At 43.2% G+C, this 16,647-nt stretch carries 16 protein-coding genes and 1 tRNA gene; 10 read left to right on the top strand and 7 right to left on the bottom strand.

Translation table 11 applies throughout. The features are described from left to right. The first annotated feature begins 7 nt into the window (after window positions 1-7). Genes OA57_RS01650 through OA57_RS01665 form a run of 4 tightly spaced genes read left to right on the top strand, consistent with a single transcriptional unit; the run spans window position 8 to window position 3,808 of the window. A complete protein-coding gene (locus OA57_RS01650; protein WP_034612635.1) occupies window positions 8-1,183 on the top strand; it encodes a polysaccharide biosynthesis/export family protein in 1,176 nt (391 codons plus the stop codon). 11 nt (window positions 1,184-1,194) lie between these two features. Beyond that, on the top strand, window positions 1,195-2,358 hold the full coding sequence (locus OA57_RS01655) for a capsule biosynthesis protein (RefSeq protein WP_052122326.1): 1,164 nt from the start codon (window positions 1,195-1,197) through the stop codon (window positions 2,356-2,358). Further along, window positions 2,358-3,155, top strand: a complete 798-nt coding sequence (locus OA57_RS01660) for an ABC transporter permease (protein WP_034612638.1) — start codon at window positions 2,358-2,360, stop codon at window positions 3,153-3,155. The genes OA57_RS01655 and OA57_RS01660 overlap by 1 nt, the downstream gene beginning before the upstream one ends. Further along, window positions 3,152-3,808 carry an ABC transporter ATP-binding protein gene (locus tag OA57_RS01665; RefSeq protein WP_034612642.1) on the top strand — a complete coding sequence of 219 codons (657 nt, stop codon included), beginning with the start codon at window positions 3,152-3,154 and terminating at the stop codon, window positions 3,806-3,808. Before OA57_RS01660 ends, OA57_RS01665 begins: the two co-directional genes overlap by 4 nt. Before the next feature lie 457 nt (window positions 3,809-4,265). Here OA57_RS01665 and OA57_RS12315 read toward each other — a convergent pair whose 3' ends face one another. Next, the gene (locus tag OA57_RS12315; protein ID WP_200883583.1) at window positions 4,266-4,670 is read right to left on the bottom strand and encodes a hypothetical protein; all 405 of its coding nucleotides are present in this window, start codon (window positions 4,668-4,670) and stop codon (window positions 4,266-4,268) included. A 180-nt stretch (window positions 4,671-4,850) separates the two neighbouring features. Here OA57_RS12315 and guaB point away from each other — a divergent pair, with 180 nt between their 5' ends. The 4 genes from guaB to trxA all read left to right on the top strand — a co-directional run bounded on the left by guaB (window position 4,851) and on the right by trxA (window position 9,688). Then, a complete protein-coding gene (guaB, locus tag OA57_RS01670; protein ID WP_034612644.1) occupies window positions 4,851-6,314 on the top strand; it encodes an IMP dehydrogenase in 1,464 nt (487 codons plus the stop codon). 110 nt (window positions 6,315-6,424) lie between these two features. Further along, window positions 6,425-7,999 (top strand): glutamine-hydrolyzing GMP synthase, encoded by a 1,575-nt coding sequence (gene guaA, locus OA57_RS01675; RefSeq protein WP_034612646.1) that lies wholly within the window; start codon window positions 6,425-6,427, stop codon window positions 7,997-7,999. A gap of 192 nt (window positions 8,000-8,191) precedes the next feature. Beyond that, window positions 8,192-9,184, top strand: a complete 993-nt coding sequence (locus OA57_RS01680; RefSeq protein WP_034612649.1) for a 2-hydroxyacid dehydrogenase — start codon at window positions 8,192-8,194, stop codon at window positions 9,182-9,184. A gap of 177 nt (window positions 9,185-9,361) precedes the next feature. Then, window positions 9,362-9,688, top strand: coding sequence for a thioredoxin (gene trxA / locus OA57_RS01685; RefSeq protein WP_034612651.1), 327 nt, complete (start codon window positions 9,362-9,364; stop codon window positions 9,686-9,688). Between the two features lie 63 nt (window positions 9,689-9,751). On the opposite strand, the gene sppA is transcribed toward trxA, so the two are convergent. Continuing rightward, entirely contained in the window at window positions 9,752-11,611 is a 1,860-nt protein-coding gene (sppA, locus tag OA57_RS01690) for a signal peptide peptidase SppA (protein WP_034612653.1), read from the bottom strand. Window positions 11,612-11,719: 108 nt separating this feature from the next. Between sppA and OA57_RS01695 the strand changes: the two genes are divergently transcribed. Continuing rightward, the gene (locus tag OA57_RS01695) at window positions 11,720-12,271 is read left to right on the top strand and encodes an NAD(P)H nitroreductase (protein WP_034612655.1); all 552 of its coding nucleotides are present in this window, start codon (window positions 11,720-11,722) and stop codon (window positions 12,269-12,271) included. 552 nt (window positions 12,272-12,823) lie between these two features. Next, window positions 12,824-13,165: a hypothetical protein gene (locus tag OA57_RS01700; protein ID WP_034612658.1), complete on the top strand. Its 342-nt coding sequence runs from the start codon at window positions 12,824-12,826 to the stop codon at window positions 13,163-13,165. 317 nt (window positions 13,166-13,482) lie between these two features. On the opposite strand, the gene OA57_RS01705 is transcribed toward OA57_RS01700, so the two are convergent. The 5 genes from OA57_RS01705 to rpsO form a co-directional block, all read right to left on the bottom strand. Then, complete coding sequence (locus tag OA57_RS01705; RefSeq protein ID WP_052122327.1) at window positions 13,483-14,130, bottom strand: tape measure protein; 648 nt, start codon at window positions 14,128-14,130, stop codon at window positions 13,483-13,485. A 53-nt stretch (window positions 14,131-14,183) separates the two neighbouring features. After that, complete coding sequence (locus OA57_RS01710) at window positions 14,184-14,492, bottom strand: hypothetical protein (RefSeq protein ID WP_152596696.1); 309 nt, start codon at window positions 14,490-14,492, stop codon at window positions 14,184-14,186. A gap of 262 nt (window positions 14,493-14,754) precedes the next feature. Further along, the gene (locus OA57_RS12755; RefSeq protein ID WP_152596697.1) at window positions 14,755-14,922 is read right to left on the bottom strand and encodes a DUF4035 domain-containing protein; all 168 of its coding nucleotides are present in this window, start codon (window positions 14,920-14,922) and stop codon (window positions 14,755-14,757) included. 970 nt (window positions 14,923-15,892) lie between these two features. Further along, window positions 15,893-15,982, bottom strand: a tRNA-Ser gene (locus OA57_RS01720). Between the two features lie 229 nt (window positions 15,983-16,211). Then, window positions 16,212-16,481, bottom strand: coding sequence for a 30S ribosomal protein S15 (gene rpsO / locus OA57_RS01725; protein ID WP_034612666.1), 270 nt, complete (start codon window positions 16,479-16,481; stop codon window positions 16,212-16,214). Window positions 16,482-16,647: the final 166 nt, after the last annotated feature.

Here is a 16,647-nt window from a genome sequence, read left to right on the forward strand (position 1 = left end):
CTAATAAATGCATTGGATAAATTTTAGTAAGTTATCAATTGGAATGTTGGTAGCATTATCAGGGTGTTCATTAATGCCGACTTCGGGACCTAGCCAAAGCCGTGTGATGGATTTGCAGGATCAAGGTGATGAAAATCTGCCGACTGTCGAGGTCGTTGAGGTTCAAGATGCGGTGGCGACCGCACTTTTTAATCAGCAACTGGCGCAGTCGTTCAGCCATTTTGCCAATGCGAACAGCTATAACGGCGCAGTAAGTGTCGGTGATACGCTGGATGTAATGATTTGGGAAGCGCCGCCGGCGGTGTTGTTCGGCGGGGTGCTGAATCAAAGCGGCACCGGTGGCGCGCAGTTGACCAGTTTGCCGGAGCAGATGGTGAGTGAAAGCGGAAAAATCACGATTCCGTTTTTGGGGGCGATTTCCGTCCATGGCAAAACGCCGGAGCAGATTCAGAAGGATATTGTGCGCCGTTTGTCACCAATGGCAAACCAACCGCAGGCAATGGTGCGTTTAGTCAAAAATAATTCAGCCAATGTTACGGTATTGCGGCAGGGTAACAGTATTCGCATGCCATTAACTGCACACGGTGAACGGGTGTTGGATGCGGTGGCGGCGGTCGGTGGTGCAACGGAAAATGCGTATGATATTTCGGTGCAGCTGACCCGGGGCAACCAAGTGAAAACGATTTCATTGGAAAAATTAGCGTCTAATCCGACCGAGAATATCAAATTGCGTTCCGGTGATGTGATTTCGCTGTTGAATAATCCGTTAAGTTTTACCGCACTTGGGGCGGTGGGCAGTAATCGTGAAGTGCGGTTTTCGGCGAAAGGGTTGACGTTGGCTGAGGCTATCGGACGGATGGGCGGTTTGATTGATACCCGTTCCGATCCGCGCGGGGTGTTTGTGTTCCGTTATTTGCCGTTTGAAAAATTGAATGCGGAAGAGAAAGCGACTTGGCAGGCTCGTGGTTATGGTGTGGGCATGGATGTGCCGACCGTTTACCGGATTAATTTGTTAGAGCCGAAATCGCTGTTTTGGTTACAACGCTTCCCGATTCAAAACAAAGACATTGTGTATGTTTCCAATGCGCCGTTGGCGGAATTCCAAAAATTCTTGAGAATCATTTTCTCGATTACCTCGCCGGTGACCAGTACGGCTAACAGTGTCAATAATTTACAAGATTAGTGGAGCAAATAATGACGGAAACCACTTTAGTTGCTGAAAAACCGGCACAATTGTCGCCGCCGCAAGGTAAGAAATATGCGAAGACCCTTTGGAAAAAATTTAATCCGCTCTTTTGGATTACGGTGCTGATTCCGACTTTTTGTTCGGTGTTCTATTTCACTTTTTGGGCTTCGGATATTTATATTTCGGAATCCAGCTTTGTGGTGCGTTCCTCTCGTAGTCAGGCTTCATTGAGCGGATTTGGTGCATTACTGCAAAGCGTGGGCTTCGCCCGTTCGCAGGACGACACCTATACGGTGCAGGAGTTTATGCGTTCGCGGAATGTGTTGGAACAGCTGGAAAGCGTATTGCCGATGCGATCTTTTTATGAAGATGAAGGCGATTTCTTCAGTCGCTTTAATCCGTTGGGATTAAACGATGAACAAGAAGCGTTCTATCGTTATTTCCAGACACGGGAGTCGGTAAATCTGGATTCGGTTTCCGGCATTGCAACCTTGAGCGTTCGGGCATTTAATGCCGAAGACGGGCAGAAAATCAATGCGGAATTATTGCGCTTGGGTGAAACATTGATTAACCGTCTGAATGAACGGGCAAGAAGAGATACGATTATCTTCGCCGAGCAGTCGGTGAAAGATGCGGAACAACGGGTGACGGATTCTGCTTCGGCATTAAGCGAATATCGGATCAAAAACGGGATCTTTGATTTACAGGCGCAATCGGAAGTTCAGTTGACTTTGATTTCCAAATTGCAAGATGAGCTGATTAATATCCAAACCCAGTTGGATCAGGTGCGGGCGATTTCTCCGCAAAACCCGCAAGTGAAGACCTTGCAGGCGAGAGAGAAAAGTATTCGGGCTGAAATCCAACAACAAATACAGACGATTTTCGGCGGTGGCGATTCGATTGCCAACCAAACGGCAGAATATCAACGTTTGGTATTGGATAATACCTTGGCTCAGCAGCAGTTGAGTACTGCGATTACGTCACTGCAAAATGCAAAAGAGGAAGCCGAACGACAACAATTATATCTGGAAGTGATTAACCAACCGAGTAAGCCGGATTTAGCGTTGGAGCCTTATCGCATCTACAATATTTTCGCCACGTTGATTATCGGTTTAATGTTATATGGGGTATTGAGTCTGTTATTAGCCAGTGTAAGAGAGCATAAAAACTGATGCAATACGGGGATAAAACAACACTGCGACAATCGTTTGCTATTCAACAGCGGGTGATTGGCGCTTTATTGCTGCGTGAAATCATCACTCGCTATGGTCGTCAAAATATCGGTTTTTTGTGGTTATTTGTAGAGCCGCTATTATTGACATTAGTGATTGTGTTGTTGTGGAAATTTCTACGTGCGGATCGGGTGTCTACACTCAATATTATTGCCTTTGTCATTACCGGCTATCCGATGGCGATGATGTGGCGCAATGCTTCCAATAAAGCGATTGGGGCGATTTCTGCCAATATCAGCCTGTTATATCACCGCAATGTACGGGTATTGGATACTTTGTTTAGCCGAATGTTATTAGAGGTTGCTGGTGCGACTATCGCACAAATAACGATTATGGCGGTGTTAATAGCAATTAATTGGATCGATCCGCCGCAAGATATTTTTTATATGTTGCTGGCTTGGATGTTAATGGCCATGTTTGCTACGGGATTGGGGTTAATCATTTGTTCTATTGCCTACCATGTCGAGCCGTTCGGTAAAATTTGGGGAACCCTTAGTTTTGTGATGTTGCCGCTGTCGGGCGCTTTCTTTTTTGTGCATACTCTACCGCCGCAAGTACACAAATATGTTCTTTGGATCCCGATGATCCACGGCACCGAAATGTTCCGCCACGGTTATTTCGGTTCAACGGTGACCACTTATGAAAATCCATGGTTTTTGTTGGTGTGTAATCTGGCAATGTTGTTGATAGGCTTGCTTATGGTGAAAAACTTTAGTGAGGGAATTGAGCCATCATGATTAAGGTACAAGATGTCAGCAAACGTTATTTAACCCGTAGCGGTTGGCGCACTGTGTTGCACAACATCAATTTCGATCTGGAAAAAGGTGAAAAAATCGGGATTTTGGGACGTAACGGCGCAGGAAAATCGACATTGATTCGTTTAATCAGCGGGGTAGAGCCGCCGACCAGCGGCATCATTGACCGGACCATGAGCATTTCTTGGCCGTTGGCATTTAGCGGTGCGTTTCAGGGCAGTTTGACCGGTATGGATAATTTGCGTTTTATCTGCCGGATTTATGATGTTGATATTGATTATGTTAAGCGTTTTACGGAAGAATTTTCCGAACTGGGGGACTATTTGTATGAGCCGGTGAAAAAATATTCGTCCGGTATGAAAGCCCGTTTAGCATTTGCATTGTCGCTATCGGTGGAATTCGATTGTTACTTGATTGACGAAGTAATTGCGGTGGGAGATTCTCGCTTTTCAGCCAAGTGCAAATATGAACTGTTTGAAAAACGCAAAGATCGTTCGATTATTCTGGTGTCTCACAGTCCGGCGGCTGTTCGTGAATATTGCGATAATGCCGCAGTGTTGGAGAAAGGCTATATGCACAACTTCCCGTCCATTGATGAGGCGTATAACTATTATAATGAGAGCCAAAAGACATAATTTATCAGGTGGCATGACAGCCGCCTTTTGACCGCACTTTAGTGACAATACCGCTAATTTTTCTTTCCATGTAACCCCATATTTACCTATATCTGTAAAACATTTTATTGCCTTAATTATGTGAACTAAAAATCAATATATTACTAATTAAATGTATTACTAAATATCCGGATTAACAGCAAAAAACAGTGATAAGTTACGGGTAAGAAAAAGTCGAGAAAGTTGATTCTCTAGGCTTTTCCGATAAGCTATGCTATATTTTTTGGTGGAGCTGGCGTCTCTGTAATTAGCTATTCATATCATTGATTTTTAAAAGCATTTGAATTTTACATTTTATGCGGGGTTTTAAAAAGTAACTATAAATCTCAATGATGATAGATCTATGCCATCTATATAATTTATCTCTTTCATATAACATCCATTTTATATGGTACTAAGTGGCAAGCAACAATAAGTATTATAAATGTTTACCGCAGTGTAATAAATAGATATGCTTACATTGACCTACCGGCATTAATCCAAAATAAATTCTGGAATGGTATTTTAAATTATCAGCATGGTTACTTGCATTTATCTTCATATGAAACTCACAGTTGATCTGTCTTTCAGTTCCATCATCAAGTTGGATAGTAGGGGAAAGGTGTCTCTTATTTGTTCCCTGTGGAGAACATCTAAAACCTGATTCTGTATGTATCCAATCCATTGCTTCTTGAATATTTCTTATAGCAGGATCCAATCTATTTAAGATGGTAAGAGCGTTTGTAATTGGTATTGAGAAATCAGTAATCCCCTGATTGTTATCTAAAGTTGAAAGTGTATTAGGGAAATTATTGGAGAATTTAACTTTATCAAAAATCTGCACACATCTTAATGCATAATCTTCATTTGACCCTCAGGGTGAGTGCTTGATTATTATACAAAGTGCGCGCTTGCCCTGAATAAAAGATAAATAAAAATTCACAAGCCGTGACAAGATCTGTATAATCCGAGCGCAATATTTTTACTTTCATTTTTCACCTTTTCAAAAAAGAGAGATATTGCCATGCTGAGAGTCGTTAAAGAAGCCTTGACATTCGATGATGTTTTACTGCTTCCCGCCCATTCCGCCGTTTTGCCGAACACGGCAGATTTATCCACCCGATTGACCAAAGATATCCGCTTAAATATTCCTGTTTTGTCGGCGGCGATGGATACCGTAACCGAAGCAAAACTGGCGATTTCTCTCGCACAAGAAGGCGGTATTGGTTTTATCCACAAAAATATGACGATTGAGCGTCAAGCCGATCGTGTGCGCCGTGTGAAAAAATTTGAAAGCGGCATTGTTTCCGATCCGATTACCGTTCGTCCCGAGATGACTTTGCGCGATTTGGAAGCGCTGAGTAAGAAAAACGGCTTTGCCGGTTATCCGGTCACCACTGAAAGCGGTGAGTTGGTCGGGATTGTAACCGGACGTGATGTCCGTTTTGTCACCGATTTGGATCGTCCGGTTACATCGGTTATGACCCCGAAGGCGCGATTGGTGACGGTGAAAGAAAACGAACCGCGAGAAGAAGCTTTTTCATTAATGCATGCCCACCGTATCGAAAAAGTATTGGTCGTTAATGACGATTTCAAACTGGTCGGTATGATCACCTTAAGAGACTACCAAAAAGCCGAAAGCAAACCGAATGCCTGTAAAGACAATTTAGGGCGCTTGCGGGTCGGTGCCGCCGTCGGCGCCGCACCGGGTAATGAAGCGCGGATTGATGCGTTGGTTGAAGCCGGTGTCGATGTGTTGTTGATCGATTCTTCACACGGCCATTCCGAAGGCGTGTTGCAGCGGGTGCGTGAAACCCGTGCTAAATATCCGGATTTACCGATTGTTGCCGGCAACGTAGCGACCGCCGCCGGTGCTATTGCCTTGGCTGATGCCGGCGCAAGTGCGGTTAAAGTCGGAATCGGGCCGGGTTCAATCTGTACCACCCGCATTGTAACCGGTGTCGGCGTGCCGCAAATCAGTGCCATTGCCGATGCCGCCGAAGCACTGAAAGATCGCGGTATTCCGGTGATTGCCGACGGCGGAATCCGCTATTCGGGGGATTTAGCGAAAGCGATTGCCGCCGGCGCGTCTTGTGTGATGATGGGATCGATGTTTGCCGGAACGGAAGAAGCGCCGGGCGAAATCGAACTATATCAGGGCAGAGCGTTTAAAGCCTATCGAGGCATGGGGTCCCTGGGGGCGATGACCAAAGGCTCGTCCGACCGTTATTTCCAATCCGATAACGCCGCCGATAAGCTGGTGCCGGAAGGCATTGAAGGGCGCATTCCGTATAAAGGGCTGTTAAAAGAGATCATTCATCAGCAAATGGGCGGTTTGCGCTCCTGCATGGGATTAACCGGCTGTGCCACCATTGAAGAACTGCGCACTAAAGCCGAATTCGTTAAAATCAGCGGCGCAGGGATCAAAGAGAGTCATGTGCATGATGTTACCATTACCAAAGAAGCACCGAATTATCGAATGGGGTAATTTCAAATCATTTATTTGTTGCTTATAAATTTGAATCAATCAGCAATAATTGCTGATTGATCAGTTGGCAATAGTGGGAAATACCCTAACTTTTAACTACAAGGGATAACATGAATAACATTCATCACCATAAAATTTTGATTTTGGACTTTGGTTCGCAATACACTCAGCTGATCGCCCGTCGGGTGCGTGAAATCGGAGTGTATTGCGAGCTGTGGGCGTGGGACGTTTCCGAGCAGGATATCCGTGATTTTAATCCGACAGGCATTATTTTGTCCGGCGGACCGGAAAGCACCACCGAGCAGGATAGCCCGAGAGCGCCGGACTATGTGTTTAATGCCGGTGTACCGGTATTGGGAATTTGTTACGGTATGCAAACGATGGCAGTGCAACTGGGCGGTGATGTGAACAGTTCGACCGAACGTGAATTCGGCTATGCTTCGGTGGAAGTGGTGCAAAATAATCCGCTGTTCAAAGGGTTGCAAAATGCATTGTCGGCGCAGCAACAACCGTTGTTGGACGTATGGATGAGTCATGGCGATAAAGTGACTCAAATTCCACCGCACTTTGAAATCTCAGCGGCAACAGATTCTTGCCCGATTGCGGCAATGGCGGATAAAACGAAACATTTTTACGGCGTGCAGTTTCACCCTGAAGTGACTCACACCAAGAGCGGTCTGGAATTGCTGCAAAATTTCGTGCTGAAGATTTGTGGTTGTGAAAATCGCTGGACAGCAGAAAATATCATTGAAGATGCCGTTGCACGGATTAAAGAACAAGTCGGTGACGACGAAGTGATTTTAGGGTTATCCGGTGGTGTGGATTCATCTGTAACCGCACTTTTATTGCACCGTGCAATTGGGAAAAACCTGCATTGCGTGTTTGTCGATAACGGCTTATTACGCTTGAACGAAGCCGAGCAAGTGATGGAAATGTTCGGTGATAAATTCGGCTTGAACATTATTCATGTTAATGCAGAAGAGCGTTTCTTAACCGCACTTTCGGGCGTATCCGAGCCGGAAGCCAAACGCAAAGTCATCGGCAAAGTGTTTGTCGATGTGTTCGACGAGGAATCACAGAAACAGGCGAATGTGAAATGGTTGGCGCAAGGCACGATTTATCCGGACGTGATTGAATCCGCCGCCTCAAAAACCGGCAAAGCGCACGTGATTAAATCACACCATAATGTCGGCGGCTTGCCGGATTATATGAAATTGGGCTTGGTTGAGCCGTTAAAAGAGCTGTTTAAAGATGAAGTGCGCAAAATCGGCTTGGCGTTGGGCTTACCGTATGAGATGTTGTACCGTCACCCGTTCCCGGGGCCGGGCTTGGGCGTGCGTGTGTTGGGTGAAGTGAAAAAAGAGTATTGCGATATTCTGCGCCGTGCCGATGCGATTTTTATCGAAGAATTGCACAAGGCCGACTGGTATCATAAAGTCAGTCAAGCATTTACCGTATTCCTGCCGGTAAAATCGGTCGGTGTAATGGGAGACGGACGCAAATATGACTGGGTCGTGTCGATCCGTGCGGTGGAAACCATTGACTTTATGACTGCACACTGGGCGCATTTACCGTATGATTTGTTAGGACGCATTTCCAATCGTATCATCAACGAAGTGAACGGCATTTCACGGGTGGTTTATGATATTTCCGGAAAACCCCCAGCAACAATCGAGTGGGAATAACATTTTTTATTTCAAATGATTTCTTTAATAACGCTTTGTACTTCAAGGCGTTATTTATTTTATTACCCCACGTCACGGGCAATGACGCCATAGTTATGGCGAAGCGTCCTCGATAACATTTAATTTATTCAACTATTGTTGAATTTATCAAAATTTGTTACATTGAGAACGGTTTTTATTCGGAGAAACGATATGAAAGTAGTGGTTTATAGTACCAAGAAATATGATAAAAATTATTTCGAACTGGTGAATGTAAAATACGGTTTCGATCTGGAATTTTATGATTTTTTACTGAATGAACGTACCGTAAAAATGGCGGAAGGTGCGGATGCGGTTTGTATTTTTGTGAACGATGTTGCCAATCGTGAGGTTTTACGCAGCCTGGCGGAAATGGGCGTGAAGTTTATTGCCTTGCGCTGTGCGGGCTTTAATAATGTCGATTTGCAGGCGGCAAAAGAATTTGGTCTGAAAGTCGTCAGAGTGCCGGCATATTCGCCGGAAGCGGTGGCGGAGCATACGGTGGGGTTAATGCTGGCATTAAACCGCCGCATTAATAAAGCCTACAACCGTACTCGCGACGCCAACTTTTCATTAGAAGGTTTAATCGGCTTCAATATGCACGGGCGTACTGCCGGTGTAATCGGCAGCGGCAAAATTGGTGTTGCGGTGATGCGGATATTAAAAGGCTTCGGCATGAATATTTTAACCTATGATCCTTATGTCAATCAGGCGGCAATTGAGTTGGGAGCGGAATATGTCGATTTGGATACACTGTATGCGCAATCTCATGTGATTACGCTGCATTGTCCGGCAACGGCAGAAAACCATCATTTATTGAATAAGGCGGCGTTTGCCAAAATGCGTGAAGGGGTATTGATTGTCAATACCAGCCGAGGCTCGCTGATTAATACTACTGATGCCCTACAAGCACTGAAAAGTCGCAAAATTCGAGGATTAGGCATTGATGTGTACGAAAACGAACGCGATTTGTTCTTTGAAGACAAATCGAATGATGTGATTCAAGACGATACGTTTTCATTATTGGCCGCTTCTCATAATGTGTTGATGACGGGGCATCAAGCGTTTCTGACTGAAGAAGCGATTACCAGTATTGCCGAGGTGACGTTGCATAATATTGCGGATTTAGTGCGTAATATTGACAGCCCGAATGAAGTCAAAGCTTAGCCAAAGTCTTGACTTTATGCGGATTAGCGTAGCGTTTCCTTTGTAATTCATTGTTTTATATTATTTTTATATAAAAGTTGCAAAAAAGTTATAGGATTATTTACGGATATACCTTGAAAATTGATAAGGAAGTGCTTATCTTAAGCAAACAGAAACAGACAACCTAAGGAAAATAAAATGAGTGAAGTAGTACATGCAACCGATGCCAGCTTTGAAAGTGATGTTTTACAATCCGGTCTCCCGGTGGTATTGGATTTCTGGGCGCCGTGGTGCGGCCCGTGCAAAATGATTGCGCCGATTCTGGACGATATTGCCACAGAATTGGACGGCAAAGTGAAAGTGGTTAAAATTAACGTAGATGAAAACCAACAAGTTGCAGCTCAGTTCGGGGTTCGCAGTATTCCGACACTGGTGATTTTCAATGAAGGCAAAGCCGTGACGACACAAGTGGGTGCGTTGCCGAAAAATCAGCTAATCGCATTAATTGAAAAATCGATTGCATAATTGTTATTAAGTTCAATATCAGCCCTTGTATCAATAATACAAGGGCTTTTTTGTGGCAGTGAATCAATAACTGACGCTACAATCAAGGCAATAAAGATACTGTCCGCGCGGATCGTTTAATTGCTTCAATACACCAAGCCGGTTTTTAAGCTGTTTGAGCGGTTGCTGCGGTAAGCCGAAAGCGTTAAATACCGCACTTTGTATGCTTGCCCGCCCGTGGCTGAACAAACGGCTGATCATATCCTGAGGCTCATCGACAAACCATTGTGTCGGCAGGAAATCAAACGGTGTTTCCGCTTCGGTCAAGTTTGCATTGACCAGTTTCAGGGCTGCATTGACGGCAACATCAAAATCACCTAATTCGTCCACCAGATGTTTTGCCGCGGCATGTTCCCCGAGCCAAACCTGACCTTGGGCGACCGCATCGACTTGTGCCTTGTTCAAGTCACGACCATTGGCAACCAGTGTTAAAAATTGTTCATAACCGTGTTCAATATTCATTTGGATAGCCTGATTCAGTTCGTCCGGTAAGGATTGGGTTAACGAAAGCCGACTTAACGGGCCGGTATTGACGCCGTCACTGTAAATACCGCCTTGTTTCAGCGTATTTTCTAACGTGAACAGGGCGGCAAAAATGCCGATAGAGCCGGTAATGGTGTTCGGAGCGGCAACAATATAATCTGCGTCGGCTGCAATCCAGTAACCGCCTGACGCCGCCATGCCGCCCATTGAAACCACAATCGGAATGCCTTGCAATTTCAGCTGTTGCAGTTGCTGGCGGATAACTTCGGAAGCAAAGGCGCTGCCGCCCGGCGAGTTAATCCGTAAAATCAGGGCACGCACGGCGCGATCGTTTAAGACCGCTTGCAATTGCGCTACGATAGTATCACTGCCCGCATTATCGTCGCTGATGCCGTCTACAATTTCACCTTCTACATTTACCACCGCAATTTTGGCGGCGGCATCGCTGTAAGTGCGGTCGCCGATGAGGGTTAAATAATCCGACATAGATACTTGATTATACTGTTGTTCCGTTTCGTTATAACCGAAGGTTGCCGCCAGTTCGTTTTGAATTTCCCAATCGCTTTTCAGTTCATCAACCAATGATTGCTGAAGCGCATATTCTGCGCTATTACCTTGAACCGCTTTCAGTTTTTCTAAAAACTGCTTTGCCTGCGGCAAAACCGCACTTGGCGTAATTTTTCGGTTTTCGGCGATGGTTTGTTGGTAGTTCTGCCACATTTGATTCAGCCATAAACGGGTATTGTCTTTGGCTTCCGGCGACATATCGTTACGCATGAAAGGCTCAACGGCGGCTTTGTAGGTGCCGACACGGAAAATATGCGGGGTGATTTCCAGTTTCTCGATTAATGATTTGAAATACAGATTATTTTGCGCCAGTCCGGTGAGCCCGACTTCGCCGTGACTGTTCAGATAAATATGATCGGCATAGCTTGCCAGCAGATATTGCGCTTGTGAATAGCTTCGTCCGATGGCATAAACCGGTTTGTTATTCTGTTTGAATTGCTTTAAGGCTTTTCCGATAAATTGTAACGACGGCATATCCCCACCGCTGAAATAGTTTAGATCCAGCACAATACCTTTAATTCGTTCATCAACAGCAGCATAGTTTATAGACTGCACAATATCGAACGTAGAAATTTGTTGTGGAATTTGGCGATCGTCAAGTTCGCGCAACACATTGAACAAATTGTCCTGCGGGCGGTTGTCGGCCAGATAGCCGTCAAGATTGAGCAATAGCGCCCCTTCTTTAATTGCTGTAGACGGAGATGATTGTAGAAATAAGCCGAATACGCTGAGACACAGCAGGACAAACAGCAGAAAGACGATATTCATTACTAAATCACGTACAAAGCAAAGCCCTCGCCATAAGGTTTTAAGGATGGTCAGCAAAATCTTCATTTGATGCTCCGTCAAAAAAGAATAATTCTTAATGAGATAAAAATGAGATATATTGTAACAATAATTTTCTTGGAAGAATGCAAAAAGATAACCCGATCGGAGATAAAAATGGATGCATTAGAATTATTGTTAGGCCGCCGTTCCAATAAAAAATTAGTTGCGCCTGCGCCGCAGGGGCAACAACTGGACAATATTTTGCAAGCGGCGCTGCATGCGCCGGATCACGGCAAATTAACCCCTTACCGCTTTATCATTATCGAAAAACAAGGGCGTGACGTGTTGGAAAAACTGTTGAAAAGTGCGGTTGACGAACTGAATTTGGGCGAAGAACGTAAGAAAAAAGCGGAAGGTGTGAGCCATCGTGTGCCGATGATTATTGCCGTAATCGCCAAAATCAATACCGATATTCCCAAAATTCCGGGTTGGGAGCAGATGCTTACCGCAGGCTGTGCAACTTACGCCATGCAGCTGGCTGCCAATGCTCAGGGATTTGATAATGTCTGGGTGACGGGGCCTTGGATTGACGGCACTGAATTGCGTAAAATGTTCGGCTGTGGCGAGCACGATAAAGTCATTGCATTATTGATGTTGGGCACAGCGGAGCAGAAACTGGAAAAAGCCAAAACCTATGACTTGGCGGAATACGTCAGTTATTTATAAATTTCCATTATTTTTATAGCCTCGTCTTTCGGCTTGTTGTAGCAATCGAAAGGCGGGGTATGTTCATTGGTTATCAATGCAGACGGCAAAGTCAAAATTGCCTGTCGTTTGCATAATCAGTCTTTTATTGATACCGCACTTTTGATAATTCCTGTCTACAGTCTCTGATAAAATCACAAAAATCGACTACCGAATAGTTCACCGCTTTAGAATAGCGCATAAAAATGCTCGGTTAATATAGAATCGTAAATAATTAATGTGCAGTAAATTCTTCAAAAGAAGCGGGAAGGCATATGGCATCTTGATTTGTGTCTGCCATATTCAAAAATTCGATTGCCGATTCGTTACAATATGGACGTTAAATACAGATGCGTGTAAAACAATAGGGCGTTAATGATTTTTTTATGCAGTATATTTAATTGAATTATAAAAATTATCCTTAATGCAAAGTATAATAATTGTCCTTTACTGCGCAATAAAATAAGATTATAAAAACAATACCTTGACGAGTTTATTTTTTATAAAATAATTTTTTATAAAAAGGAGTTCCAAATGAACTATAAATCTTTATTAGCAGCAACATTAGTCGGCATGGCCGCAGTGAGTGCACAAGCAAACGATCTGGAACAGCGCCCTATTGACGGACGCATGGACGGGTTTGACTTGACAACAAAAGGCGGTATGCCTGATTTGGAACAGCGCCCTATTGACGGACGTCTGGACGGGTTTGACCCGACGACAAAAGGCGGTATCCCCGATTTGGAGCAGCGGCCTATTGACGGACGTCTGGACGGGTTTGACCCGACGACAAAAGGCGGTATTCCCGATTTGGAGCAGCGGCCTATTGATGGACGCCTAGATGGATTTGACCCGACAACAAAAGGCGGACATTAATCGATAGCTTAATATTCTAAAAGAAAAACCTTTCCAAAGCCTGTTGATTAACAGGCTTTTTTCTATTCTCCGTTTAATATCGGTATTTGTAATGATAGAAAAATAAAGAAGTGGTTTGCATAGTATGCAAACGTATTTTTGTACTGTTAATATCAGTTAATAACTGAGCAGAGTAGTTGCCTAAATGCCCGATCGTTAATCCGTTAGTGAATAAAATTGCTATGTTTATTGCTTCATCTAAGGTTATTGGCCGCAATATTAATATTTTCGGCTAAACCGTTTTTGCTTTTCTAATGTTGGAATAAAGAAATCAGTTGTTAGTAGCACTGATTGTGTATCATGCACACTTCACTTGTAGTTACCCCTAATCCTCTCGCAATAGTCTGAGCCAAGTCCATAACAGAATTAAACTCCTGACCACGGAATACCCCAGACGCCAATGATTGTCCGAATTGCATTAGCGCTGCTTGCGCCGATGCCGCACTTGCACCGGAAATAGCCACGGCTTTTGATACGGTTTCGGTCAGGCTTGCAACTTTTGATTGACTAATTCCGAGCTGTTGCGCATTTTGCGCAAAACGTTGATATACCTGACCAGTTGCGTCAACACTTTGGTTGGTACGCATTGATATATCAAATACGGCTTGCATTGCCCGCGCACTTTCCACTGAATTTGAGCTAATCAGTTTCATTCGGTTACCGATTTCGGTGTAAGAATCTGCATAATGAATAAATTTTTGCGCACCGCTTGATAAAGAATTAAACCCTAAATTTCCAATAGCGCTAATAAAGGACCAGTTAGTTGATCTATTTATAGACTGCGCTGCTTTTTCAATGTTACCTAAATATTGGGTTGTTTTATCTGAAAACTGTTTTGCTTTTTGCTGTGCTTTAGTAAGGTTTTGTTGGAACTGAACTTGATCCAGAGCTAATTGAATATTTAATACACCTAACGAACCCGCCATTTTCTTCCCCCATAAAAAAAGCCCGCCGAAGCGAGCTTTAGTAAATTTTAACTTTATTTAATAATGAAATAGTGGACTTTGTTTTTTTCTTCCTCTGCTTTTTTTCGCTTGTCACCTTCTATTTTTACACTTTTCACAATCCTATAAATTACAATCGCTGCGAAACTCAGTAAACAGACTATTCCCCACAAGACGTATTGCCAACTAAAAACAAAGAGTAAGAGATATAACAATACGCCAGCCGCTGCAATTCCCACTAAAATTGAAATCAAGGCAACCTCGATTTTAATGCTGGTGACAAACACTTCGCCTAAAAATTTATAAGTGTCTCGCATTGCATCTCCTATTTCTGTTATTTTCATGCTGTCAACCTACCACAAAAGCCCGCCGAAGCGAGCTTTTCAAGCAAATATTTAATTAACCGAAGAAATGTCCAATTAGACACAGTACAAGTATAGGGGCAATAATGACCCAAAATCCAAAAATCAAACGATCTATCATATCCATACCATTCTCCTGTCCATCATTTACCATGCCCTAATGATAACAGAAAGTATCTACCTTATAAATAAAAGCCGGTATGTTTTTCATTCGTGTTGGAGAAATGTACCGTTTTTATTTCCTTTATCTATTCGCCAAAAACGCCTCACTACCGTCGTCTTCATCGTCACCCGCACTTTTATCCGCAAAGAACGGCATAAAATCCGTGAGCTTCGGTGGCGATTTTTTCGGATCGGCTTTTTCTTCCAACTTGAGCAAAATACGGCGGATTAAATCCCAGTTGCGTTTCATATATTTATTCTCTTTTGCTTGGCTTCCGCTGATACTTTGCATTTCTTAATCAATGAGTTGTATTTTTGCAAGTTCAGATTGACAACGTGTAATCACTCATTTACGGTGTATGCCGTCCCGCTAGTTTAACAACTTTAAGGTTTGAAATCAGTCATCCCAATTCGTTTTTAAACGTTCAATATGTTGGATCGTAACATCGAGTGAGTGAAGTGGGTAAAATTAAAATCATCTAACGGATGCTTTTGTGGTAAATAAATGATTTTTGGCTCTAGCTTTAAAAACGGCGGCAGATAACCACTGGCATATTTTTCAATTTCCAAGTGGGCGATGATATTGTCGTAAGATTCCACATTGACATCTTTAGCCTGATTCACGCCACAATATTCGAAAAAACATTTATACAGTGTGTTCGGGTATGGTTGAGGTAAATGGGCTAACATATACTAATTTATGAAATTTTTAAGCATATTATTTAAATACCATTTTTTATGGAATTCATTGAAATCTTCCATTTGTGCTTTTGTAACCCCAAGCCAACCACCGGTCCATTCGCTAAATGCTTTAGAACCGTCTGGATTATAGACATTCTCAGGAAATGTGCGGATAGTATAGACTGGATTTTGAGTGCCGTATTCATTTCCCAATAAACGGTAATAACTTCCGTCAATATAAAATTTAGGTTGGTTTCGATATGCTAAAATTACTTTTTTATATGATTTACTAGTTTGACCAGCTGCAAATTGTAAAAAACACGGAAAACATCAGTCATACTATTTCCACCTGATATCCGATCAATGCTAAATATCAGTGCGTTTGGATTTATATCATTTTCATAATGATTCGTGTGGGACGGTTTAAACAATTTGGTTATTTGTAGATAGTAAAAGGGATTAATAAATGTTAAAACTATGTGGAATTGAGTGATTCTTATGAAAAGGGTAACGTCAAAGAAGTTTGTAGGAAATTAAAGTGGCGGAGGAAGTGAGATTCGAACTCACGGAGGGCGTAAACCCTCGCCGGTTTTCAAGACCGGTGCCTTCAACCGCTCGACCATTCCTCCGCACGGTTGACTCTTAACGAGTGGCGCAGATAATACAAAGTTCACGGAATCAAGTCAATAAGGAATTTGCGATATTTTTTTAATTGAAGAAATATTAAGCGAATAAGGAATTTATTGAATAACTTGTGAACAGATTAAGCTGTCTTTTATGCAAAGTGCGGTTTTGTTTCTAGATGACTACGATAAAAAAACCCTGCTGTGCAGGGTTTTGGAATTAGAAAAGCTGATATTAGCGACGTAAACCTAAACGTGCGATAGTTGAGGTGTAAAGCTCAAGATCGGTACGTTTTAAGTAATCCAACAATTTACGACGACGGGAAACCATGCGTAATAAACCACGACGACCGTGATGGTCTTTTTTATGAACACTGAAGTGTCCTTGTAAGTGGTTGATTTGTGCGGTTAATAGTGCGATTTGAACTTCTGAAGAACCGGTATCTTTACCGTCACGCCCAAATTCGGCAACGATTTTTGCTTTTGCTTCTGCACTTAGAGACATAATAACTCCTGAAAAATGAGTGAAAAATACATCAATAGCCGATCTCTAATTCAGCTATGACAGGGAAAGCGCATTCTACTGTGACTTACCGATGATTGCAACTGTGGTTGGCAAAAAGTGAGAGATAAATCGATTTTGCCATAACTGATAATCATTATCAAAAATA

This window comes from Chelonobacter oris (assembly GCF_000772535.1).
Lineage (GTDB): Bacteria > Pseudomonadota > Gammaproteobacteria > Enterobacterales > Pasteurellaceae > Chelonobacter > Chelonobacter oris.